This window comes from Hoylesella oralis ATCC 33269 (genome assembly GCF_000185145.2).
Lineage (GTDB): Bacteria > Bacteroidota > Bacteroidia > Bacteroidales > Bacteroidaceae > Prevotella > Prevotella phocaeensis.
Genome location: NZ_GL833119.1, coordinates 830,563 through 854,967 on the forward strand (window position 1 = coordinate 830,563; position 24,405 = coordinate 854,967).

A 24,405-nucleotide genomic window follows, 5' to 3' on the forward strand; every position below is an offset into this window, starting at 1 on the left:
TTCGTTTGTTCTTTTTCTTTATTCTTAAAGAGCGAGGACCAACGAAAAGACTGCACAACTTAATAGTTCCTTTTTCTTATATGGTGACTTTTTGGATATTGTTACCACGTTAGTCTCAGACCGAACGGTACAGTTGTCGTGAACGGATGCTCCGTACGATAGGTCTGAATATCACTTCTGTTTCTGAAATAATAGAACATGTTAGGCTCTATATAGAAGCTGAATGGTTTGAAAATGCGGTACTGAACGCCTACACCGAGGTTGACAGACCACTGACACGTAGGCTGAATATTACTCTTAATATTGAATGAAGAGTCGGCTGTTACAATATATTTTTTGTTGATTGAGCTATGAACAGGTATCTCAAATGTAACGCCTCCGGTTGTATAAACATTGAATTTTCCTTTCCCCCAGATGCGATAAGTCAGGCGGAGCGGTATGCCTATGTAGTCTATCTTCTGTGTCTTTTTGGTAGAGGCTTTATGGAATTCGCCTTCGAATACCGATTTCAACTTTGTATAGTTTACTCCCGTACCGAAGAACCAATGCGAACTTAACTGCTTATTGAACGAAAGTCCGAAGGTTATCGGGCAGTAATGATGTGCATGCTCACCTAATCCTCTTTCCGTACTTTGGACATTATTGACAAGAATACGACTGATATTGGCCCTCTCTGTAGAGTCCATCAGTAAGCTATTCCTATTGTAATAGTCCTGATATTCGTCCCAAGAATAAATCTTAGCAGCAGCTCCTCCGTTGGCATAATCTACAACCGACAGGTAATTAAGGTTAGATAATGCGTCGCCCATCGTAGGATTAGAGGAATAACCGAAATTTATCGTCCACGGATATTTTTTCTTTTGTGTGCTGCGCATATTATTTACGGCCATGTTACTTATGGGTAAAACATTCCTTTGTAATAATATGGAATCGTTTATATCGGTAGTCTTTATTGTAGTTTTTCTTATAGAATCGATATTGAATGCTGAATTATGTTTGGTGCTGTCGCTATGATTGCAAGCAATGGCACGATTTGTTGTATTGCCTTTCTGTACAATAATGTAAGTAAGTGTAGTCCTTTTAACCCATTTCTTTTCTTCTTGTTTACCGGTAGTTTCCCGATGGTTTTCAACGAAGGAAGGTTCTTTTCTCTTAATATTTTCCGTTTTGTTTCTTGAAGTATAATAAATGTATAGCGGAATAAATACTGGTAACAAAAGAATTATCCAATACTTTCTCAGCATGTTTCGCAGCATTTTCTTAGCTCTGAACAGTTGGGAAGAAGAGCTATGTGGAGCAATACCGAGCAATTCACCTATCTCCTTATGCGATAATCCGTCTAATACAGATAACTTGAAAACCTCTCGGTACCCTTTTGGGAGGGCTTCTATCGCCAAGAGAAAAGTGTCTAAAGGAATAATTCCTTCGTCGTCTGTCGCTCTCGTTGTCAGGTTGTCTGTATCGATACCGGATAAGGGAATTTTCTTATCTTTTGTATTTCGAAGATATTTCAGAGAGAGATTACGCACAATGGTTATCATCCATCCCTCCAATTTCGAATAATCTTTCAGTGATGTTATAGAGGTGAAAATGATGATAAAGGCATCATGAAGAATATCTTGGGCTATAATTTCATCTTTTACGTAATGGCGGCATATTTTCAATAATTTGTGAGAATATGCCTTATACAGATATCCCAGAGCATCTTTGTCGCCCTGTTTGCAAGCCTCTGTCAGTTCCTTATTTTCCATAAGAAGATCATTCCTTTTATATAAAAGGAGTATCATTCTATTTAAAGACTGCACGGAACTTGAGATTTTTTATTTTGTTACGTTCAAATAAAGTCATCGCCGTTACGATAATAAAGTAACAGTGATGATTTTATTTGATAAGGTAGATAGAAAAATAATTATTTATCTAATTTGATTTTTAAATGTTCCAGCATATCTGTCGTCATACTCTGCAGATCGTAGGAGGGCTTCCAAGCCCATTCTTCACGTGCACATATATCGTCTAACCGGTCGGGCCAACTTTCGGCAATGCATTGTTTGAGCGGATCTACTTCGTATTCCATTTCAAAATCCGGTTTATGTTTTCTGATCTCGGCACAGATGTTTTCCGGTGCAAAACTCATCGAAGCGATGTTGAACCCGTTGCGGTGAACGAGCTTGGTGGGATCGGCTTCCATAAGCATGATACACGCTTTCAGAGCATCGGGCATGTAAATCATATCCATATACGTACCTTTTTGGATGGGACAAATGAACTTTCGGTTTTCAGCTGCAGCATAATAAATATCTACAGCATAGTCGGTCGTTCCGCCTCCGGGGGGTGTTACATAAGAGATTACCCCGGGAAATCTTACCGAACGTGTATCTACTCCGTATTTTAGAAAGTAGTAGTCGCTCAGCAGTTCGGTCGTTACTTTGGTAACGCCATACATTGTCCGCGGCCGTTGAATGGTATCTTGCGGTGTCATTACTTTAGGTGTGTCGGGGCCAAATGAACCGATAGAGCTCGGCGTAAATACGGCACATCTGTTTTCTCGGGCAGCTTCCAAGATGTTCCAAAGACCGTCTATCCCGATTTTCCATGCCAAATGCGGTTTCGATTCGGCTACAACAGAAAGCAACGCTGCGAGGTTATAAATCGTATCGATATCGTATTTCTTAATTACATCGGCTATCATGGCGGCGTCGGTTACGTCGGCTGGTGCCGACGGCCCGCCGTCTTTTAGTTCGCCTTTGGGCTCTGCGCCTCGGATATATCCGGCAATTACATGTTCGCTTCCATAAGTTTTTCTTAATTCTCTTGTCAGTTCAGAACCGATTTGTCCTGTAGAACCTATGATCAAGATATTTTTCATGTAGTTATTAATTAGTTTGATGTTACATTTATAGCCTGCAAATTAAGCGATTTTTTTTCATATTTATTTATTTTTGTACGATAAAATCATGCTCTATTCCCGCTATTTTATAAAAAATAACACTAATAAAAAACGATTATCGGAAATATTGATTTACTTTGTGACAATAATTTTTAAATCTCAGTATCATGTATGGTAAAATGAAAGAACACCTCAGTAAGAACCTTTCGGAACTGAGGAAAGCTGGGCTTTATAAGGAAGAACGTTTGATTGAAAGCCCGCAAAATTCGTCTATCACCGTAAAAGGAAAAGAAGTACTTAACTTTTGTGCCAATAATTATCTTGGCCTTTCTAACCATCCGAGACTCATAGAAGGGGCTAAAAAGATGATGGATCGTCGTGGTTTCGGTATGTCTTCGGTGCGCTTTATCTGCGGTACGCAGGATATACACAAAGAACTTGAGGCAGCTATCTCTGATTATTTCAAGACAGAGGATACTATTCTTTATGCAGCATGCTTCGATGCTAACGGCGGTGTTTTCGGTCCGTTGTTCGGCGAGGAGGATGCTATTATCTCGGATGCCCTTAATCATGCTTCTATTATAGATGGTGTGCGTCTGTGCAAGGCCAAGCGTTATCGCTATGCCAATGCCGATATGGCCGAGCTCGAACATTGCTTGAAGGAGGCGCAGGCGCAGCGATATCGCATCATTTGTACCGATGGAGTGTTCTCGATGGATGGTAATGTGGCGCCTGTCGATAAGATATGCGATCTCGCGGAGCGGTATGATGCACTCGTAATGGTAGACGAATCTCACTCTGCAGGGGTGGTCGGAGCCACCGGTCATGGCGTAAGTGAGCTGAAAGGCACGTACGATAGGGTAGATATTTATACCGGCACGTTGGGCAAGGCGTTCGGTGGAGCGCTCGGAGGCTTTACTACCGGTCGCAAAGAAATTATCGAAATGCTCAGGCAGAGCAGTCGTCCGTATCTGTTTTCCAATTCGCTTGCTCCTTGTATCATTGGTGCCAGTCTCGAGGTGTTCAAGATGCTAAAGGAGGATAACAGCCTGCACGACCGGCTTGTAGAGAATGTAAACTACTTCCGCGATAGGATGATGTCGGCAGGATTTGATATAAAACCCACGCAAAGTGCTATCTGTGCGGTGATGCTTTACGATGCTCCGTTGTCGCAAGAGTATGCTGCTCGTTTGCTTGACGAGGGCATCTACGTTACCGGTTTCTACTATCCGGTGGTGCCAAAGGGCGAAGCACGCATCCGTGTACAACTGTCTGCTGCCCATACACGCGAGCAGTTGAACAAATGTATCAATGCTTTCGTGAAGATAGGCAGGGAACTCGGCGTTCTCAAATAGAGATGCGAGAATACTTTCCGGCCTTTCGGGCAGGAGAGAAGTTATAATCTTATACATGCAGGATATATCTTTTCTTTTCTAATCTGTTGGAAAAGCGATTGATAGATGTATGGTCTGTGCGGAATAGCTGTGCCGTTTGTGCTTGATAGGTGTATGAATTGTGTTTGAAAGACGTATCGTCTATTTCGAATGTATATAAGAAACAGGCGCCTCGGAATAAGAATGTTCGAGGCGCCTGTTATGTTTTTATTCGTGCTGTAAGTTATACTTTACAGCGTTTCCAATATTTTTTTCAACACTACTTCGGCACTGATTTCGCGATTGGCCGCTTCGGGTATCACAAGCGAATGGTCGCCTTCGATCACGTCGTCCGTTACGATAAGGCCGCGACGCACGGGCAGACAGTGCATAAAATAACCGTTGTTCGTCCAACTCATGTGCTCCGTGTCGATTGTCCAGCTCATATCTTCGCTCAATATTTTACCGTAGTCGGCCGCGTTTCTTACCCCCGGACAGCTCCAGTTCTTGGCATATACGAAGTCTGCCCCCTGCAAAGCCTTCTTTTGATCGTACTCGATACGGGCGTTACCCGTAAAGCTCGGTTCCAATTCATAGCCTTCGGGATGCGTGATAACGAAGTCTGCATCGGCGGCATTCATCCATTGAGCGAAAGAATTCGGTACAGCTTGCGGCAATGCACGGCAGTGGGGCGCCCATGTGAGTACCACTTTAGGACGGGCAGACTGCCGGTATTCCGCTATTGTAATCAGGTCGGCAAAGGCTTGCAAGGGGTGAACGGTAGCCGTCTCCATGGCCACTACCGGCCGGCCGCTGTACTTTACGAACTGATTAACGACCGTTTCGGCGTAGTCGTATGTACGGTCTGTGAGTCCTGCAAACGAGCGCACGGCGATAATATCGCAATAACTTGCCATCACAGGTATGGCTTCAAGCAGATGTTCACTGCGGTCTCCGTTCATTATAACGCCGCGTTCGGTCTCTAATTTCCATGCTCCGGCGTTCACATCCAGTACGATGACGTTCATTCCCAAGTTCATCGCGGCCTTTTGGGTACTCAGTCTGGTACGCAGACTGTTATTGAAGAAGATCATCAGAAGCGTTTTGTTTTTGCCGAGTTGTTGGAACCCGAAGCGGTTATTCTTAATCGCTTGTGCCTCTTCGAGCGCCTTGTTGAGGTCGCCGATGTCGTGAACGTTGAAGAAATGTCTCATAAAAAAGTCTCCCTTGTCCATTCTCAATGTGGGGTATATGAATGAATGAATTTAAATATGTTTTATAAAAAGTCGATACACATTGATGTATTCAACGCGCGTCAGCACATTGTTGTCTATCTTTAATTGCAAAGATTTTATCGATATCAACAACGTTCGTAAATGCCGGCTCTTTCGTTTTATTGGTTATTATTATCCTTTTCCCTGATTTCCACACGACGAATTTTACCACTGATGGTTTTGGGCAGTTCTTCCACGAACTCTATCACGCGCGGATATTTATAGGGCGCAGTTACACGCTTTACGTGGTTTTGCAGCTCTTTTATTAATTCATCGCGCGCTTTGGTCTTCCATTCTTGTGCCAGAACTACGGTGGCTTTCACCACCATACCGCGTATTTCATCGGGTACTCCGGTAATGGCACATTCCACAACTGCGGGGTGTGTCATCAACGCACTCTCTACCTCGAACGGTCCGATACGGTATCCGGAACTCTTGATCACGTCGTCTGCCCGTCCTACAAACCAGTAGTAACCGTCTTCATCGCGCCATGCTATGTCGCCCGTATGGTACATGCCGTCGTGCCAGACCTTCTCCGTAAGAGCTTCGTCGCGGTAGTATCCCTTGAACAGACCGATGGGTTTCCGGCCACGTATGCGAATGCAAATTTCGCCTTTTTCACCATCTTCGCACTCTACACCGTCGCTCTTCATCAGACGTATGTCGTATTGCGGGTTAGGTTTGCCCATTGAACCGGGCTTAGGTTTAGTCCATGGGAATGTTCCAAGCGTCATTGTAGTCTCCGTTTGCCCAAATCCTTCCATCAAACGGATGCCGGTTAGGCGGTAAAAATGGTCGAATACCGACGGATTGAGCGCCTCTCCGGCGGTGGTGCAGTATTGTAATGACGATAGATCATACTTACTGAAGTCTTCGCGAATCATGAACCTGTAAACGGTAGGTGGTGCGCAGAACGATGTTATATGGTACTTCTCGATCTGTCGCATGAGCTTCTCGGCCGTGAATTTCTCGTGGTCGAACACGAAAACCGTGGCACCTGCGAACCATTGACCGTAGAGCTTACCCCACACGGCCTTACCCCAACCTGTGTCGGCCACGGTAAGATGAATGCTTTCTTCCGACAGATTGTGCCAGAATACGCCCGTGGTTAGATGACCGAGAGCATAAAGAAAGTCGTGTGCAACCATCTTCGGTTCGCCGCTCGTGCCGCTTGTAAAGTACATAAGCATGGTATCTTCATTGGTATTCACATGTTCCGGACGCACGAATTTCGGGGCCTTGTTCCATTCATCCTCCCAATGATGGAAGCCTGTATGCGCCGTCTTGCCTATGCTGACCAGTATCTTAACCGTTGGACTTTCGGGCATTGCCTCTAATATTTGGTTCAATATGTATTCGTCGTCAGCACAGATAATCGCCTTAATGCCTGCTCTTTGATTACGATAAACTATATCGTGTTTGGTCAACATGTGGGTGGCAGGGATGGCAACAGCACCGAGTTTGTGCAATGCAAGCATAGACAACCACCACTGATAGTGCCGTTTAAGGATCAACATTACCTTGTCATCGTGCCCGATACCGAGAGATTGGAAGTAACTTGCTACCTGATCGGTCTGCTCTTTAATATCTTTAAAGGTGAAATGTAGCTCCTCTCCTTGTTCGTTTGCCCACAACAAAGCCAGCTTGTCGGGCTTTTCGTTTGCCCAAGCATCCATAACATCGTATGCAAAATTGAACTTCTCGGGCACGATGAAGTGCATGTTACGCTTGTAATCCGTCTCGGATGTGAAATGCGTTTGCGTTAAAAATCTTTCTATCATCTTGTTTCTTCCTTTATATTACAATGCATAAAAACTTCACAGGCTCGCCGTTGAGCGCACGCATGCAGTGCATATTGGTGGAGTTGAAGTAAATGCTGTCGCCCGGGTTCAGTACGAGTATCTTGTCTCCAATGGTTATTTCGAGTACTCCTTCGAGTATAAGATCGAACTCCTGTCCGTCGTGTGCGTTCTTATTATGGTTGGTATCGCCGGGCAAGGGCGACACTGTAACAAGGAAAGGCTCTATCTTTCGCCCTCGAAAACCGGCTGCCAAACTCTGGTATTGGTAGTCTTTACTGCGATCAATACTAAAGCCTTGACCCTTTCGGGTGAGGAAGTATGCGTTCATACGCGGCTCCTCACCGAAGAGAAGCACATCAAGATCGATGCCATATCGTTTGGATATCTTGGTTAATCTGTACACGGAAGGATCGGCTTCTCCTGCTTCTATCTTCAGATAATGCTCCAAAGAGATGCCGCAAAGCTCGGCAACTTCTTCGGCAGGAATATCCAATACGTCGCGAAGACCTTTCAGGCGTTGTCCTATTTGTTTGATTGCTTCTTCCATAAAAATACGTTTTAAGTTCGCCCAAAAGTACGAAAACTTTTCTTAAATGTAAGAATGAGCCGGTCTTTTTATTTAGGATAGTCTAAATAAACGCAAAAAACTTGCACAGTATATGTTGGGAGTGTGCAGAATAGAGGGTAGATGCAGCGTTGTTATTTTTACAGTGTCGCAGCGGCGCGTTTGCAGGCTGTAGGATTTATACCTATGGTCTATGTTCCTTGGAATGCCTGTTTAAGCTCCTTAGATATGTCTGCTGGCGGACATAGACCATAGGTCTGTCGGAATTGCTTGGCAAACGGTGCTTATCTATAGGTTTGTGCTGGTGCTGTTTGGGCGGATGTATGTGAGCCCCAACTTTACGTTGTCAGATGGTTGCAAGTGCTTTTTTGAGTCGCCACACGAAGTCTTCGGCCTCGCCTTTCGATAGGCATAGCGGCGGTAGCAGACGCAGAATATTGGTTGAGGCGCAACCTGTAAAGCAGTGTTCCTTATAGACCAGCCTCGATCTAACCTCTTTGTATGGCACGTCTAAGTCGATACCGATCATCAATCCGCGCCCTCTAACATCGGTAATATGCCGCTCTGTCTTTTGCAGGGCCTTCAGCTGGTCTATTAAGTACTCGCCTATATTGTGGGCGTTCTGCACTAAATGCTCGCTTTCCATTACATCGAGCACGGATAGAGCGGCCGTGCATGCAAGATGATTGCCACCGAAAGTGGTGCCGAGTTGCCCATATACCGGTTCAAAAGCGGGCGAAATGAGCACGCCTCCCATAGGGAAACCGTTGCCGATACCCTTGGCTACGCTAATTAGATCGGGCTTTATGCCGAGCCATTGATGGGCAAAAAACTTGCCGCTACGGCCATATCCGCATTGTATTTCGTCACATATCAGCACTGTTCCGTACTTCTTGCAGGCTTGAGTCAAGCCTTTAGCGAACTCAGGAGTGGCCGATCGGATGCCTCCGACGCCCTGAATGCACTCGATAATGCAGGCTGCAACGTTGCTTTTGGCAAGCTCTTGTTCCCATACATCGAGATTGTTGAGAGGAAGGAAGGTCACATGATCGTTGTTGTTTACGGGGGCAGCGATCTTAGGATTATCGGTTACCTCTACTGCGAGCGATGTACGGCCGTGGAAAGACTTCTCTGCGGCGAGGATACGCCGCCTGCCTGTCTTGAACGAAGCGAGCTTCAGACAGTTTTCGTTGGCCTCCGCACCACTGTTGATGAGGAAAAGACGGTAGTCATCATAGCTGCTTATCTTGCCTAAACGTTCGGCCAACTGTTGTTGTAATGTGTTGACAACCGAATTACTGTAAAAGCCGAGTTTGCCTATTTGGCCGGTTATCGCCTTTACATAGTGCGGATGACTGTGCCCGATGCTGATAACAGCGTGCCCGCCGTACAGGTCTAAATACTCTTGACCGTGCGAGTCCCACACTTTGCAGCCCTTGCCTCTAACGATGTTTATATCGAACAGCGGATATACGTCGAATAGTTTCATAAGATACCTCCCTCATCCCCTCCGAAAGAGGGGTGTGCCTATGTGAATTATTTCTTCGGCACGTTTCTTTTGGTTATTGTGTATATTATATAATAATGATAGGAATTGGTCTTGATTCGGTGGCTTCTTCCCATCGTCTGAGGGGTGGATAGAAGTTAAAAAGCGCTCGCCTTCAATCTCAATCCGGCGGCTTCGTCGATGCCGAACATAATGTTCATGTTCTGTACAGCTTGACCTACCGCCCCTTTAAGTAGGTTGTCGATGCACGAGGTGACTAAAAGTCTGTCGCCATACTTATCGCAATGCACCAATGCTTTGTTGGTGTTTACCACCTGTTTCAGGTCGATAGCCCTGTCGGTGTAGTGGGTGAACGCCGCATTTTTATAGAACTCCTTGTAACCTTTCGTAATCGTATCGATGTCGGCATGTGTGTGCAGCACCGACGTAGCGAATATCCCGCGGGCGAAATCGCCGCGATAAGGAATGAAATCTATACTTGCTTCCAGAAATCCCTGTACCTGCCGAAGGCTTTGCACGATCTCCGGAACGTGCTGATGCGTAAAGGGTTTGTAAATACTTAGGTTGTTGTTTCGCCACGAGAAGTGGGTGGTAGCACTCGTACTTTGTCCGGCTCCCGTCGATCCGGTAATGGCATTCACCGCCACATCGCTGCGGATAAGCTGCATCTTCGCGGCGGGCAGCAGCGCTAACTGTATGCAGGTAGCGAAACATCCCGGGTTGGCAACATGCACGGATCGAGCTATACGGGCGTTGTTTATTTCGGGCAATCCGTATACATAGTCGTTCTCGGGAGCTTCCAAGCGGAAGTCTTGTGCCAAATCGATGATCTTTACATGTGCCGGAATGGTATGCTCTTTGAGAAAGGTTGCGCTCTTACCGTGGCCGAAGCAGAAGAACAGCACATCTACAGCGTCGAAAGGTGTCTCCGAGGTGAACCGCATGTCGGTTTCACCCAGCAGTCCTTCGTGTACTTCGGCAATAAGATTGCCGGCATTGCTCTCGCTGTTGACGAACACGATTTCGGCTTCCGGATGGTTTATCAGCAGGCGGAAAAGCTCTCCGCCCGTATAACCGGCACCGCCAAGTATTCCTATTTTTATCATAAGATGAGGCCCCTACCGAACCTCCTTCGGCAGAGGAGAGTTGCTGTTGGGGGCGTTTGTTATTGTTGTTCTTATTGTTTTTCTCTTTCCGAAGCCTCCTATACAGGGGGAAGTCGGTAAGAGTAATCTCATTCTTCGGGCATGACAAACCAGCAGATCAGGTAGATAATGATGCCGCTGAAGGCCGTGCAAACTGTGAGTATTGCATAGATAATGCGGAAAAGCGTTACGTCTACGTCCAAATAATTGGCCCATCCGCTGCATACACCCGCTATCATACGATTGTTGGAACGAACTATTTTTTTACCATTTGCCATAATATGTTATCTTTAAATGTTTTATCTATTAGACGCGATGCATAAGGAGGAAGTTGCAAAATGTACTGTTTTTCCGGATGAGATGCCGTGAAATAAACCTTTGCAGGATGCCTCTCTCTTTGGAAAGGGTAGGGAAAAGCAACAGTATTACCTCTCTTCGTCGGGGTGAATACCATAATATACGCGCAATGGAGTACTCGACACCTTTATAAATCCCTTGGCTTCTTCGGCCGTCCACCCGTGTTGCATCTCACCGTATTCGCCGAGTTTCGACTTCAAGAGGTCGTCTGCAGACTCGACACCCACGGTCTCAAAGCCCAACGGACGGAGTTTTAGGATCGCCGTACCGTTCACATGTCGCTGCGAAGAGGTCAGCATAGCCTCGATATCCGGCATCACCGGTTCCAGATATTGGCTCTCGTGCAAGAACATTCCATACCAGTTAGCTACCTGATCTTTCCAGTATTGCTGCCATTTACTTAATGTGTATTTCTCTAAGAGGCGGTGTGCTTCGATAATAAGAAGCGGTGCAGCAGCCTCAAAGCCTACACGTCCCTTTATTCCGATGATGGTGTCGCCCACGTTGCAGTTACGCCCGATGGCGTAAGAGGCGCCGATTTCTTCTATTTTTTGTATGGCCTGTATCTTGTCTTCGTACGGTTTACCGTTCACAGAACTAATTTCGCCTTTGGTAAACGTTATTTTCAGAAGCGATTCTTCGTGCCTGCTCACGTGTTTCAGATAGGCTTCTTCGGGCAAACCTTGTGCAGATTCCAGCAGTTCACCACCACAAATGCTCGTTCCCCAGATACCTACGTTGTAGCTATATCGCAGTTTGGCGAAGTCAGCTTTAAAGCCATGCGCATTCAGATAGTCCACCTCCTCCTGACGACTGAGTGCATGGTCGCGCGTAAGAGTGATGATTTCGATGCCCGGAGCCATCACCAAGAAAGTCATATCGAAGCGTATTTGATCGTTACCTGCACCGGTGGAGCCATGTGCAATGGCATCTGCGCCGATCTCTTTGGCATACCTTGCGATGGCTATTGCTTGAAATATGCGCTCCGAAGATACCGAAACGGGATAACAGTTGTTACGCATAACGTTGCCAAATATCATGTATTTCAGCGATTTTTCGTAATATTCCTGCGTTACATCGAGTGTAACGTACGCTTTGGCGCCTAATTTATAAGCGTTAGCCTCGTTGTTTTTCAGCTGTTCAGCACTGAAACCGCCCGTATTGGCGCATGCTGCGTAAACGTCATACCCATCTTGTGCGAGCTTCATCACCGTATAAGAGGTGTCTAATCCGCCCGAAAAAGCGACAACAACTTTCTTTTTTTCCATATTTGTTTATTCTGTTTTTCCGTCTATTTTCTTAATTCTATCGATGACATCTGCAGGAATTCGCGCCGGCAGATGTTCGTCGGGATCGTATAACATAGCCGTGCAAATGCAGTAACGCCTATCGGTTCGGTGCAACACATCTACGTTCACACAGCCTTCGCAGCCCCGCCAAAACGCCTCGTCATCGGTCAAATCCGAGAACGTTACGGGGTGGTATCCCAGTTGCGTATTCATTTTCATTACGGCAGAGCCACTCGTCAGCGAGAATATCTTGGCTTTCGGCCAGCGGATACGTGCCAGTGTGAAAGTCATATTCTTGATACGTTTGGACAGTCCTCTGCCGCGGAAGTCGGGATGAACGATGAGTCCGGAGGTGGTAACGTAATGCTTATTGCCCCATGTTTCTATGTAACTGAACCCCGCGAATGTATCTCCGTGCAGCGCAATTACCGCTTTTGCTTCTCTCATCTTGATGGTCAGATATTCGTGGGTGCGCTTGGCGATGCCCGTACCACGTACTTTCGCCGCTTCTGCAATGGTCTGAAGAATGGTGTCGACGTACTTCTCGTGAGAGGTATCGGCTACCATCACTTTAATCTCTTCCATTCTTTTACGTTTCTATCAGATATTCGAGATAATGCTGTTCAGCGTGTCTGTGAGCGTATCTTGGTGCGAACCTTCCTTCATAACGATGAATATAGTGTCGTCGCCCGCTATGGTTCCCAGTATTTCGGGTATGCTGCTGTTGTCAATGTTGTAGGCGATACTGCTGGCATACCCCGGGCGCGTTTTGATTACACCGATGTTTCCGGAGTAGTTGATGGATATGAAACCCGGCGTGCGCGTCATCTCTATTGCCGACAGAGGTTTGTGCACGCGCTTATACATGGTCTCGTTGGGCAGCACATAAACATATTTACCGTTCATACTGGCAGCCTTTGCCACCTTCAGTTGCTTCAGGTCGCGGCTCAGGGTGGCTTGGGTAATCTTGAAGCCCTCGCGCTTCAACGCCTGCAGAACCTCTTCCTGACTGCCCAATTCGTTACTCGAAATGAGCATCTTCAGGGCTTCCATCCTACTATTCTTTATCTTCATGAGATGTATTTTTATACGTTTAATCGTTGCAAATATACGATTTATGGCTTAAATATCCAAATAATTTCGCATAAATATTTATATTTTAAGGCAAATTTAGCAACTTTTCGTATCAGATAGAGCATATTTATACAAAAGTAGAACGGGGGGCGTGTTTTGTTTTGTGCTTATTTTCATTAGCGCTATATGTGCCGTGTAAAGCGGATAAACGACACTTTTAAGATTGTTAGATGTATGGTTTATCGGCGACAGGAGGCAGATGTAAGGTGTATTGTTTGGCGGTCTGTCGGGATTGTTTTATCTTTGTAGTCGTGAAAGATCGATTGAAAATAACAGAAATTAATAACAGAAAGCGATGTTGAAAGAAGGATTGACGCATACAAGCAGGCTCATTGTAAACAGCAAGAATACGGCTCTGTCGATGGGATCGGGTGACCTTGAAGTGCTTGCCACACCTGCTATGCTGGCATTGATGGAGAATGCAGCCATGCTGGCTGTGGCAGATGAGTTGCCTGAAGGCTCGTCTACCGTGGGCGGACATATAGAGTGTTCGCACTTGAAGCCCACCGGAATGGGCGAGGAAGTGGAGGCTACGGCTATATTAAATAAGGTGGAAGGGAGGAAGCTCTACTTCCATGTTACGGCAAAACAAGGCGATACGGTGATCGGGGAGGGCGAACATCTGCGCTTTATCATAGACCGTGAGCGCTTCTTGGCTAAGTTATGAGGCGAAATCTTGCAGGTTTCGACTTGTTGTAGTTAAGGAGTTAGGTCGTTAAGTTCTTAAGCCGTTGGTTTTATGCCGTGGAAATTTTGGCGGAAATAGATAGTAAAAACAACGGTTTAGCTACTTAACGACGGGCTTGTTTAAAATCTGTATTTGCTTTTTTCGTTCGTTCGATAGCTGTTTCAGCGTATCTCTTATTGTACTAAGAGGCACAGAGTTCTATTTTGTTTAATCGGTCTGTGGTAACGATAGAACGAGTGTATAAAAAATCCACAAGGCAGACGTGTGTCGCACCTTGTGGAAATGTTTCTTTTATCTCGCGCCTGCGGAGCTTGCGGAATGCCTATGCTCCGGCGAAACGATATTCTTTTTGCGTGTCTATAGCAAGGAGTGTAAACAGTTCTTCCGTGAGTCTGTCGGCCACGTCGAGTGCATCGAGCAGCATTTTGTCGGAGAATTGTTGTATTAATTCCTGCGCCCTGATGGGCTGAGACCGATAGATTTGCAGGTATTGTTCTTCCATTTCTTTCTGCCGTTGCGCCGTTTCCTTCTCGAATTTGGTATATGTATCTTGAATAATCGGTGCAAATCGGTTGAAATTAACCATGCCCAAAGTCTGCACTTTGCGGAACTTCCAATAGGCAGAGTCGTTGCTTGAACGGTTCGTACCTTTAGTGTAGGCCTCGGGATACGATGTTATGCCTTGGTAAAGCGGCAGGAATACGCCCAATGCAGCCATGCCCATGGCCATGTAGTTCACACTTCCGATGGCCTGAGGCAGTTCGGGACGTACCTGCAGAATGTGTGTCTGCGTGGTACGGAAGATAGAAACAGGGCGATATTTCTCCTTGGGATTGCTGTGCAGATAGGGATCGTGTTCGGTTCCGTTGTAATGAAATCTGAACGCCTTCCGCATGTCTTCCAGCGATAGTTTATGGTCGGCATCGGCAAAAACGGGGAATGTATTGCGGGTAACATCGTTTTGTATCTGCGGACTCAGCATGGCCTGCAAGCCCCATACGCGCGGATAATTGTACGTAGTGTCTAACTGTTCGTCTCTTGCATACGCCTTGTGGAAGTCGAATGCGCCGTCTTTAGGATCGTAAAGACCGTTGGCTATGGCAAATTCTATGAGGTCTTCGGAGGCCATGTAGTTATCTTTATCCTGCGGATCGTATGCACGGAAGCGACTTTGATTGCCTGTTACGAAGTATTTGTCGTCGGGTATTCGGCAAGCTAACCAACGGTGTCCGCCCGCATTCTCTATGTACCAAACCTCTTGGGCGTCTACAAAACCGATGGCAAAGCCTTCGGCCGAGCCGTGTTGTTCTATGAGCTTGCCCACACGGGCTACGCCCTCGCGAGCTGTACTTATATAGGGCAGCACGATGTTATAGATACTGTTTTCGGCAACACCGGTATCTACAAGCGGATCGGCCTGTAGGGCTTTCGCGTTGCTGAATATGGTTTCAGTGGCACTCATGCCCACTCCGACGGTGTTAAAGCCGGCACTTCCCCAATGACTATGCAGGTGATGAGGAGACAAGGCGGAATATCCGAACGCCTTACGTGGTAGTTCGCAGCGGAACGGACTGTCTTTGGCTTCGAATTTTTCGGGCCCCTCGTCGGTATCGGCGAATATTTCTAAGTTCTTTGCATGCATGGCATCCCAGTCTTCCGAGCGTGCCACGATCATCGAACCGTCGTCGGTCATCTTCCTTCCCACCAATATTGAGGTGCATTCTGAGGGCATTTCGGCCACGCCGTTCCGATATTTTTTCTTTTGCATAAGAGTGTTTTTTAGGTTTAAAATATACGGTCTGTTTTGCACAGATGTCCGCTTAATTGTTGCTTCTGCCAAAGATTCGCAACAGATAAAGGAACAAGTTGATGAAATCCAAGTACAGGCTAAGGGCGCCAAGAAGCGCTATTTTCATCGCATTCTCGTCCATTGATGTCTGCATAGCAAGCATTCGTTTGATTTTCTGGCTATCCCAAGCGGTTAAACCCACAAAGACTAACACGCCTATATAGCTCAATATCAGGTCGAAAGCGGCACTCTTCAGGAACAAGTTAACCACTGTGGCGATGATAAGTCCTATCAACGCCATGAACAGGAGCCGTCCTATCGACGTCAGGTCGCGCTTGGTAAAGTAGCCGTATGCCGCCATTGCGCCGAATGTTCCGGCCGTGATGAAGAACACTTTGGTAATAATGACCGGCGAATATACAACGAATATTGCAGACAGGGTAACGCCATTGAACGCCGAATATAGTATGAAAAGCAACGTAGCCATAGTAAGCGACAGGCGATTGATGGCTGCCGAAATGGCGAATACCATTGCTAATTCAGCGATAATCAGTCCGAACAGGAAGACTTGATGCGACCAAATGGCCATCATCAACTGCGTATTACTTGCCACGCCGTATGCCGTTAGGCCCGTTATGACCAAAGCCATCGTCATCCATACATATACTTTACGCATCAAGGCAGGGAATGCCAATGACATTGAACCTTCTTTCTCGCGTATTACTTTCTCTAATTCTTCTGCATTCATTTTATTTTCTGTTTTTAGTGAATATTTTGTTTTGCGCAGACAGAACGCGCAGCGAACGATGGAATCTGCTCCGTATCGCTGCGATGCCGCCTATCTTATGCAAAGATATATCTTTCTTTTGTTTTGAATGCAAAACCGATGCCAAATTTATAATATTATAAGTTTTCGGTTTTAAAATAGGGGGATGGGCGTCTTTGTATGTATATCTCCGCTTGCCATGCCTATAATTTTGTCATGGCAGACGGTACATCTATCGGGCTTACACTATGGGAATAACGGCGATAGATGCTATCCTTGCTTTCGATACATGGGCAGGGTAATGGGGGAGAACTGAAAAAGTGGCAGTGCCGTATGGCAGATGTTTCCCGAATAGCAAACTGCTAAAGACGGTACGTCTGGGATTTACGGTGCGTAGAAAAAGGTACTGTAGCGATTACGAACGCGACATAAGTTGAGCTCGAACATCGGGTGGAAACTTTTCGATGGCATAGCGTAACATCGTTCGGGGCATTTCTTTACGGTGTTGCATGATATAATTATAGAGCCTTTGTTCATCGCGTTTGCCGGCTTCTCGCAGCATCCAACCAATGGCTTTATGCATTAAATCGTGTGTATGCGCCATCATTTTATCGGCTAATGCAAAGGTGTCGTCGAGTTGATTATGCCGGATAAAGGCAAAAGTGGATACGATGGCGATACGATTATCCCACAACAACGGACTTTCGGCAAGCCGGTAAAGAATGTCGCGCGGTTTGTCTAAGAGATATTCGCCGACGACGAAACGGCAGGAGAGGTCAACCAAATCCCAATTGTTGATATGTTCTGTGAGCGACAGATAGAGATCAAAGAGCGTTTTACGGGCGGTATCGTCGGCTCGTTTGCACTGCTCTACCATGATGAGCAGTGCACATAGGCGTACTTCGTGCCATGCCGAGACCATGAGTTCGTGTATCTCGTCAAGGTTCGCCGCCTTGTGTTTTCGTGCTACACCCCTGACATCTGGCACTACAACGCCCAAGAAAGCGTCGCCTTCACCATATTCTCCCTTGCCTGTTTTGAAGAAACGAGGCAATACTTTACGCTTTTCGTCTTGCGAAAGAGCCTGCAATTCGGCGGTAATAGTATCTGTAATAAGCGTCGAAGTCATAAATATATCAAATTATATAATTGGCAAATAATCAATATCTTGTATTGTTTGATAATGGTTATTGGTAACAGTAAAGAAATTAGCGAACTTCAATGCTATGCTTTGTTTTGCATTTTCAAAGAATTGTTTTCCGGTTACAAAGATAATGATATATAGGGAAAGGGGGAATATTCTTCGAGTTAATTTCATGAAACCGTCCGTTTGAATGGCTTTTTTTGTTCCCTTTCATTACGACATGCTCAACAAGGTTTTTGTGTGATTCGATAACCTTGCTGCCTTTATCCTTCACTCTGAACGGGATTAACAATGCCAGCACTTCGGCTACTGCCAACGTCTTACCAAACATCATATCATATAAAGCATGTTGTGTAAGGGCAACTGTCTTGATAATGCAATGGATGAAAACTTCTTTGGTATTATGAAGTCTGGAGTTTTGTATGCTTAAAATCCTGATTTGCCGGAAGTCTTTAGACAATTATATCGAGTATTGCAACAATACAAAGAAGTAAGTTACGGTGAAAAGGAAGGATTTCTATGCAATATCGAACTCTTTCTAAAATCGGATAATGTTTAATTCATTTAGCTCTTCGGGAACATTTCATTTCCTTTCTCCGGTCTCTGTTCTCCCCTTATAGGGAGTTGTAAGAAGAGGAAAATAATAATGGTAAACTTCGCGTTCCTAATAAATATGCACGTCGGAAATGATAAGTCCACCGCCTACAGCTTCGTTCAGTCGCTTTACAAGCTGTGTTTTCATCATCGAGAGGTCCTGTCTAAGCGCAGGACTGGTAATTTTTACGAAAAGTGTTTGGTTCTTGATGAATTTCTCGCCCGTATATCTTGTGATGGTAGGCCCCATGATGGTATCCCATGCATCAATGAGACGTTTTTGGTTGAGCGGCGTTTCGAGTCCGCCTTGTCGCAGCACCTTCTGCAACACATCGGCCAGCGACTGCACCTCTTTCTTAAACATGGCTCACCTCTCTTTCGGATATATCGCCATTGGTTACCGAGAATAACTTGTAAGCATGGCGATTATTCTGCAATATACGGTCAAGATGATCGCGATTGGTATCGGTAATAAATATCTGACCATAGCTATCTCCCGATACTAAATGTACAATCTGTTCCACACGGGCGGCATCTAATTTGTCGAAAATATCATCCAACAGCAGCAATGGAGTGGTATTGGAAGCGGTTCGTTTAAGGAAATCGAATTGCGCAAGTTTAAGGGCCAGCACAAACGTCTTGGTCTGTCCTTGACTTCCTTCGCGCTTCATAAGATAACCATCCAGTAGCATTTCCAAATCATCACGGTGCACCCCGTGGAGCGAATAGCCCACTGCACGATCTTTAGACCTATCGTGCCGGATCACTTCGAGTAACGAACCGCGCTGACAATGCGACCGATAACCGAGTTCAACCTGCTCTTTATCACCCGATATGCTACTGTAAATACGCTGGAATACAGGGATAAACTCTTTCACAAAAGCATCGCGTTTCCGGTACAGGAGCTCGCCATTGCGCGCCATTTCCTCCTCCCAAATCTCCATGAGCGCCACGTCTGGCTCCGCTTCTTGGCGCAACAATACGTTTCGTTGCTGCAAAGCTTTGTTGTAATTGCTCAATGCATCGATGTAAGAATGGTCGTATTGCGAGATTACGACATCCATCAGGCGGCGGCGCTCTTCACTTCCGTTATCTATGAGAGAGGCATCGGCCGGCGATACAAATACCAATGGTATCAGCCCGATATGCTCCGAGAGCCGCTTATATTCCTTGCCATTGCGTTTAAAGTGTTTCTTGGTGCCGCGCTTCATACCGCAGTAAATATCCTCGATCTCCTCGTCTGTATCGTTCACATAACTGCCTTGAAGCATGAAAAAGTCTTCGTCGTGCATAATAACCTGCGAATCTATGGGATTAAAAGCACTTCTGCAAAACGAAAGATAATATACTGCATCGAGAAAATTCGTTTTACCTACGCCGTTGTGACCTATCAAACAATTGATCTTGGGCGATAAGGTAAGCGAAACATCGCGGATATTGCGGTAATTAAGAATGGATATCTTTCTTAAAATCATCGTAGGACTACGTCTTCTTTCCTGCAAAGTTAACCCTTTTATCAGTGAAAAACGAAAAAAACAAGCAATATATTTCAATATGTGAGATAAATTAAGTATTTTTGCAACGCATATGCCCTACAGGACGAAAGCCCTGCAAATAAAGGCATTAAAGACAAAGAAAACAAAAAGAAAAACAAAATAATAACAATGGTAAACAAAAACTCAAAGGGCGTTCTTGATATGAACGAGGGCCCCAACAAGTCGGAGGCATTCTTTATAAAATATAAGAAAGCCATCATCATTGCAATAGCAATACTGATATTGATCATTGCCGGAATATCGCTATACAAGGCATATATCTCCGGTCCACGGGAAAACAAAGCCAGTACAGAGCTTGCCAAAGCGCAGGAATACTTCAATATGGAGCAATTCGACAAGGCACTTAATGGCGATGGAGCGGGCTCTAACGGCTTTATCAATATCATCAACAACTACGGAAGCACCGATGCAGGCAACCTCGCCAACCTATATGCAGGGCTTTGCTATGCCAATTTGAATAAATGGAACGAGGCTGTAAAATATCTCGATGCCTATTCTTCCGCCGATGATGCGATGGTGAGTCCGGCCGCAGAAGCCGCTTTAGGCAACGCATATGCCCATGTAAACCAATTAGACAAAGCTGTAAGCTGCCTTAAAAAGGCTGCCAAGATGGCCGACAGTGAACTCAAAGAAGGCGTAAACAACAGTCTATCGCCTACATTCCTGCTTCAGGCCGGTCAAATACTCGAGAGTCAAGGCAAATATGCCGATGCTCTGAAACTCTATCAAGATATAAAGAAGACCTATGTAGGGGCTGCCCTCGTACAAAACGGCGACATTGAAAAATACATAGAACGTGCATCTTTGAAGTAATGGCAACAGCTCTTCATAACTTATCCGACTACGATTTCTCCAAAGTTCCCGATGCCAGTAACATGTGTTTCGGCATTGTAGTGGCGGAATGGAATTCGGAGATTACCGGTGCATTATTGGACGGAGCCGTAAAGACACTTAAGAAACACGGAGCACTGCCGGAGAATATCCATGTTAAAACAGTGCCCGGAAGTTTCGAACTGATATATGGAGCGCACCAAATGGTACTAAATGGCGGCTACGATGCACTGATTATCCTCGGTTGCGTGGTACGTGGAGACACGCCACATTTCGATTTTATATGCCAAGGGGTAACGTATGGCATCGCTAAATTGAATACTACCAGCGAAATACCTATTATCTACGGCCTCTTAACCACCAATAATCTGCAGCAAGCCAAGGACAGAGCGGGTGGCAGATTGGGAAATAAAGGCGATGAGTGCGCTGTTGATGCAATCAAGATGGCCAAATTCTAAGCGCAGAAGTACGCGAATATCAACGATTGAATAACTTCGCAGCAATAGATTTCGAAACTGCTAACGCAGCAAGGACAAGCGTTTGCAGTGTTGGTATGGTGATAGTAGAGGACGGAGAGATAACCGATTCCTATTATCACCTTATTTGTCCTCTACCCAATTATTATACTCTGTGGACGACAGCCGTGCATGGTCTTACCTTTGAAGACACTGCCGGCGCCCCGACTTTTCCCGATGTATGGGCGGAAATTGCACCGAAAATTCGTTATTTACCCCTCGTTGCCCACAATAAGGCGTTCGATGAAAGCTGCTTAAAAGCTGTGTTTAAGGCCTACGGAATGCAATATCCCGACTATAAGTTCTATTGCACGCTCCTCGGAGCACGCCGTACATTCCGCAAAGGTATGCTTCCCAATTATCAATTGCAGACCGTTGCGCAGTACTGCGGCTATAGTCTGTCGCACCATCATCACGCGCTCGCCGACGCAGAGGCTTGTGCACACATTGCCTTGAAGATACTTTAACGACCGACACACATAGAAGTCGTTCTCCACAAAATTAGCATAAAATAAACATAGAACGAAACAATATGAAACTGATACATTTATTACAAGCTTACGATTTCGATGAACTAATGCCGATAATCAATGAAATGTTCCCCGGTGCAACGAAATATGGCAAAGCTTTAAAAGAAGCCTATGACACGTTGTTAGAACTTAAGCCGGTGGCATCTAAAAAGCCTATCCGTTATAAATTGATGCAAGATGATAACAGCAGCAACTCTTTCATGGGGGCAGAAGATGCTTGTTTCGACACCACATGGGAGGTTTGTCTCGGCAAGGAGGTGATAAGAGAAAGGGGAGTAGACTTGAGCGACATCGAATTAGCTGCCAACTGTTTGGTGAATTTATGTCTTATCGCCCGTTATCCCAAGTCGTTCGAGGAGGCCCACCGACAACTCATGAGAGGATAAAGAAAGAGAGTATGTATGAAAGACGAGGAATTAACGATAGGTGTTTGATGGTTACAATGTAAGAACTTGGCTCGTTTAAATCCTCTCAAACTACATTATTTTCGTGATACATACATAAAAAAATAAACGAATCAAGTTTCTGCAACTCAATCATGCCGTCTGTTTATTTGAAATAGATGGTATGCCTGTCAGATATAAATCATACACCTAATGCGGATATATTACAGATATTATCCGCTTTCACTATCAGCTCTTAATTAATGTCAATAGTATGTAAATGGTTTCAGTAGGAAAAACTCTACCTTTGGGTTCTGCTGTTATATTCGGCAATCTGCCTTCTGAAATATCTCTGAGGCAGGAATATCGTAAGTCGTGTAAAGAGGTAACGTTCGGTATGCATATCTTATCCAATTTGAATTTGTACACAAAAGCAGCGAATTCTAATATCAGATATGCTTTTCGAAACATAAGGTGTTGTGCATAGACATAATATAAACGGGGGTATGTTATTTCAGAAACACTCGTTACAAAAAGTATCTGTCAAGTTAAAGATGTTTCAGTAATTAAGACAATTTTAAATTACATTTCATATTTATAATATAATAATTTGATGTTTTAATAATATTCTTTACCTTTGCGCCATAATATAACGAAAGACAACACTTTATTAAACTAAGTATCATGATAAAAAATAATTTTATCAAATTATCCGTTTTATCTTTCTGTCTTTGGGGAGTATCTAACGCAATATTTGCAAAAGATGTCGTTTTCGATGCAAGTAAAGATCACAAATACTTATTTATTACAAAAGACGAAGTAACGATAAATATATGTGAAGGTAACGGAGATTTCGGTAATAAGGACTATCCGTTCTATACCTTTAAGAAAGATAGTAAAATCAAAATTACATCCTGTGGAGGACACATTTCTAAAATCATATTCACATGGAAGGACAAGAAGAGCGGACCGGGGCATGTAAATCTTATTTCTACAGGCACATATAATGACAATGAAACCGAAGGTGTATGGACTGAAGATACAGAAATAGGAGCTACAGATACCGTTAATTTCGAGATGTACTCTATAGTGCATACCGCTTCCATTACGGTTACGATCGAACCGGACACCATCAATATAAAAAATACCATCGATGAAGATAAACCTTTTAACCCCATCACAGCAGGCATATCAGACGTTAGCCTTCGTCGTACATTCAATGCCAATGCGTGGAATACTCTCGTATTACCATTCGATTTATCAGCCGAACAGGTCTTGAAAACATTCGGTACAAATACGAAAATAGCTGATTACATAGGAGCTAAAAGACAGCAGGACGGTTCATACACACTTTGTTTTGAAGTTTCAACTACAGGCATTAAAGCTAACACTCCCGTATTCATCCGTGACACAGAAGATAAAGAAAGTTACGAAATCCACAGAGTTACCGTTACGAACCAACCTCCTATCTCCCTTAAATCAGGATTCGATTTCATAGGCACTTACAACGAAACGAAACTGAATGTCAACGATTACTTTATCAGTTCCGATAACAAATTCTACCAAGCTAACGGAACGGAACCTCTGAAAGCCACACACGCCGCATTCCGTTCATCCGTCCAAAACGGTTCCAATCATAAGGTTCGCCTATCGGTCAGTGAACAAACAACAGCTATCAAGAATGTATTCCGCCCGCAGGCATCTGCAGATCACATTATGTATAACCTTTCCGGACAACGAGTAAATACTACCTTCAAAGGAATTATCATTTGTGAAGGGAAGAAAATCGTACAGAAACCATGAAAAAGTCGTACATCATACCCAACATTCACATATTTATCATTAGCACAACAAATACTTTCTTACAAAGTTCCCTCTCGAAGTCGAGACCTTCTTCCGGCCTTCCGACAGGTACAGAACCCTCGAATGGGGGAACTAATGATGGCACCCATCCCGTTGGTTCGAAGTGTTTTGACGAATGGAATGAAGAAGATAACTGACATAATTAGTAGGCGAAGCTGAAATGAAAATCTCATTTTCTTTTGCTGTGATTGTTGGATTTCCGAATTACTTTGTCAAGTTTGTGATGCTTATATTTATATATAATAATGTATTTAGTTTTATTTGTTTTGATTTACATCAATATTCTTTAAAAATATCTTTTTATTGTATCTTTTTGTTGTTTTATTTGGCGGTTCGGTTTAATCTGTTTACTTTTGCGTTCGCTTTCCCCTGCTAGGGGTTGTGCATATTAGAAAGAGTTCTTTGACTAATTT

The 24,405-nt window shown here is 44.7% G+C and carries 24 protein-coding genes; 8 read left to right on the forward strand and 16 right to left on the reverse strand.

Going from position 1 to position 24,405, the window contains the following annotated elements:
- Positions 1–101: 101 nt before the first annotated feature.
- Together HMPREF0663_RS06060 and HMPREF0663_RS06065 are read right to left on the reverse strand one after the other, a co-directional pair.
- The gene (locus HMPREF0663_RS06060) at positions 102–1,751 is read right to left on the reverse strand and encodes a sigma-70 family RNA polymerase sigma factor (protein ID WP_040560275.1); all 1,650 of its coding nucleotides are present in this window, start codon (positions 1,749–1,751) and stop codon (positions 102–104) included.
- 158 nt (positions 1,752–1,909) lie between these two features.
- Positions 1,910–2,866 carry an NAD-dependent epimerase/dehydratase family protein gene (locus HMPREF0663_RS06065; RefSeq protein WP_004369426.1) on the reverse strand — a complete coding sequence of 319 codons (957 nt, stop codon included), beginning with the start codon at positions 2,864–2,866 and terminating at the stop codon, positions 1,910–1,912.
- 188 nt (positions 2,867–3,054) lie between these two features.
- On the opposite strand from HMPREF0663_RS06065, the gene kbl reads away from it, so the two are divergent.
- Positions 3,055–4,242, forward strand: coding sequence for a glycine C-acetyltransferase (gene kbl / locus HMPREF0663_RS06070; protein ID WP_004369427.1), 1,188 nt, complete (start codon positions 3,055–3,057; stop codon positions 4,240–4,242).
- A gap of 269 nt (positions 4,243–4,511) precedes the next feature.
- Here kbl and HMPREF0663_RS06075 read toward each other — a convergent pair whose 3' ends face one another.
- The 9 genes from HMPREF0663_RS06075 to argR all read right to left on the reverse strand — a co-directional run bounded on the left by HMPREF0663_RS06075 (position 4,512) and on the right by argR (position 13,273).
- On the reverse strand, positions 4,512–5,474 hold the full coding sequence (locus HMPREF0663_RS06075) for a Rossmann-fold NAD(P)-binding domain-containing protein (RefSeq protein ID WP_036859576.1): 963 nt from the start codon (positions 5,472–5,474) through the stop codon (positions 4,512–4,514).
- A gap of 179 nt (positions 5,475–5,653) precedes the next feature.
- On the reverse strand, positions 5,654–7,315 hold the full coding sequence (locus HMPREF0663_RS06080) for an AMP-binding protein (RefSeq protein ID WP_004369430.1): 1,662 nt from the start codon (positions 7,313–7,315) through the stop codon (positions 5,654–5,656).
- A gap of 13 nt (positions 7,316–7,328) precedes the next feature.
- Entirely contained in the window at positions 7,329–7,883 is a 555-nt protein-coding gene (locus tag HMPREF0663_RS06085; RefSeq protein WP_004369431.1) for a helix-turn-helix domain-containing protein, read from the reverse strand.
- 364 nt (positions 7,884–8,247) lie between these two features.
- A complete protein-coding gene (locus HMPREF0663_RS06090; protein WP_004369432.1) occupies positions 8,248–9,390 on the reverse strand; it encodes an aspartate aminotransferase family protein in 1,143 nt (380 codons plus the stop codon).
- A 155-nt stretch (positions 9,391–9,545) separates the two neighbouring features.
- Complete coding sequence (gene argC, locus HMPREF0663_RS06095; RefSeq protein ID WP_004369433.1) at positions 9,546–10,514, reverse strand: N-acetyl-gamma-glutamyl-phosphate reductase; 969 nt, start codon at positions 10,512–10,514, stop codon at positions 9,546–9,548.
- Between the two features lie 128 nt (positions 10,515–10,642).
- Positions 10,643–10,831 carry a PspC domain-containing protein gene (locus tag HMPREF0663_RS06100; protein ID WP_016665507.1) on the reverse strand — a complete coding sequence of 63 codons (189 nt, stop codon included), beginning with the start codon at positions 10,829–10,831 and terminating at the stop codon, positions 10,643–10,645.
- Between the two features lie 147 nt (positions 10,832–10,978).
- The gene (locus tag HMPREF0663_RS06105) at positions 10,979–12,178 is read right to left on the reverse strand and encodes an argininosuccinate synthase (RefSeq protein WP_004369436.1); all 1,200 of its coding nucleotides are present in this window, start codon (positions 12,176–12,178) and stop codon (positions 10,979–10,981) included.
- A gap of 6 nt (positions 12,179–12,184) precedes the next feature.
- Positions 12,185–12,784 carry a GNAT family N-acetyltransferase gene (locus HMPREF0663_RS06110; protein ID WP_004369437.1) on the reverse strand — a complete coding sequence of 200 codons (600 nt, stop codon included), beginning with the start codon at positions 12,782–12,784 and terminating at the stop codon, positions 12,185–12,187.
- 15 nt (positions 12,785–12,799) lie between these two features.
- Positions 12,800–13,273 (reverse strand): arginine repressor, encoded by a 474-nt coding sequence (argR, locus tag HMPREF0663_RS06115; RefSeq protein WP_004369438.1) that lies wholly within the window; start codon positions 13,271–13,273, stop codon positions 12,800–12,802.
- Positions 13,274–13,628: 355 nt separating this feature from the next.
- On the opposite strand from argR, the gene HMPREF0663_RS06120 reads away from it, so the two are divergent.
- Positions 13,629–14,000, forward strand: a complete 372-nt coding sequence (locus HMPREF0663_RS06120; protein ID WP_004369439.1) for a thioesterase family protein — start codon at positions 13,629–13,631, stop codon at positions 13,998–14,000.
- A 343-nt stretch (positions 14,001–14,343) separates the two neighbouring features.
- Here the strand turns inward: HMPREF0663_RS06120 and HMPREF0663_RS06125 are convergent, their stop codons facing one another.
- The 5 genes from HMPREF0663_RS06125 to recF all read right to left on the reverse strand — a co-directional run bounded on the left by HMPREF0663_RS06125 (position 14,344) and on the right by recF (position 19,789).
- The gene (locus HMPREF0663_RS06125) at positions 14,344–15,789 is read right to left on the reverse strand and encodes a C69 family dipeptidase (protein WP_004369440.1); all 1,446 of its coding nucleotides are present in this window, start codon (positions 15,787–15,789) and stop codon (positions 14,344–14,346) included.
- A 52-nt stretch (positions 15,790–15,841) separates the two neighbouring features.
- Positions 15,842–16,558: a Bax inhibitor-1/YccA family protein gene (locus HMPREF0663_RS06130; protein ID WP_004369441.1), complete on the reverse strand. Its 717-nt coding sequence runs from the start codon at positions 16,556–16,558 to the stop codon at positions 15,842–15,844.
- Between the two features lie 433 nt (positions 16,559–16,991).
- A complete protein-coding gene (locus HMPREF0663_RS06135) occupies positions 16,992–17,705 on the reverse strand; it encodes a DNA alkylation repair protein (protein ID WP_004369443.1) in 714 nt (237 codons plus the stop codon).
- 679 nt (positions 17,706–18,384) lie between these two features.
- Entirely contained in the window at positions 18,385–18,678 is a 294-nt protein-coding gene (locus tag HMPREF0663_RS06145; protein WP_004369445.1) for a DciA family protein, read from the reverse strand.
- Positions 18,671–19,789, reverse strand: coding sequence for a DNA replication/repair protein RecF (recF, locus tag HMPREF0663_RS06150; RefSeq protein ID WP_004369447.1), 1,119 nt, complete (start codon positions 19,787–19,789; stop codon positions 18,671–18,673). The genes HMPREF0663_RS06145 and recF overlap by 8 nt, the downstream gene beginning before the upstream one ends.
- A gap of 189 nt (positions 19,790–19,978) precedes the next feature.
- Between recF and HMPREF0663_RS06155 the strand changes: the two genes are divergently transcribed.
- The 6 genes from HMPREF0663_RS06155 to HMPREF0663_RS06180 all read left to right on the forward strand — a co-directional run bounded on the left by HMPREF0663_RS06155 (position 19,979) and on the right by HMPREF0663_RS06180 (position 24,129).
- Complete coding sequence (locus tag HMPREF0663_RS06155) at positions 19,979–20,683, forward strand: tetratricopeptide repeat protein (RefSeq protein ID WP_004369449.1); 705 nt, start codon at positions 19,979–19,981, stop codon at positions 20,681–20,683.
- On the forward strand, positions 20,683–21,159 hold the full coding sequence (gene ribH, locus HMPREF0663_RS06160; RefSeq protein ID WP_004369451.1) for a 6,7-dimethyl-8-ribityllumazine synthase: 477 nt from the start codon (positions 20,683–20,685) through the stop codon (positions 21,157–21,159). Before HMPREF0663_RS06155 ends, ribH begins: the two co-directional genes overlap by 1 nt.
- A 26-nt stretch (positions 21,160–21,185) precedes the next feature.
- Positions 21,186–21,683 carry a 3'-5' exonuclease gene (locus tag HMPREF0663_RS06165; RefSeq protein ID WP_004369453.1) on the forward strand — a complete coding sequence of 166 codons (498 nt, stop codon included), beginning with the start codon at positions 21,186–21,188 and terminating at the stop codon, positions 21,681–21,683.
- Between the two features lie 65 nt (positions 21,684–21,748).
- A complete protein-coding gene (locus HMPREF0663_RS06170; protein ID WP_004369455.1) occupies positions 21,749–22,132 on the forward strand; it encodes a hypothetical protein in 384 nt (127 codons plus the stop codon).
- A 681-nt stretch (positions 22,133–22,813) separates the two neighbouring features.
- The gene (locus HMPREF0663_RS06175) at positions 22,814–23,932 is read left to right on the forward strand and encodes a hypothetical protein (protein WP_004369457.1); all 1,119 of its coding nucleotides are present in this window, start codon (positions 22,814–22,816) and stop codon (positions 23,930–23,932) included.
- The gene (locus HMPREF0663_RS06180; RefSeq protein WP_016665510.1) at positions 23,929–24,129 is read left to right on the forward strand and encodes a hypothetical protein; all 201 of its coding nucleotides are present in this window, start codon (positions 23,929–23,931) and stop codon (positions 24,127–24,129) included. The genes HMPREF0663_RS06175 and HMPREF0663_RS06180 overlap by 4 nt, the downstream gene beginning before the upstream one ends.
- Positions 24,130–24,405: the final 276 nt, after the last annotated feature.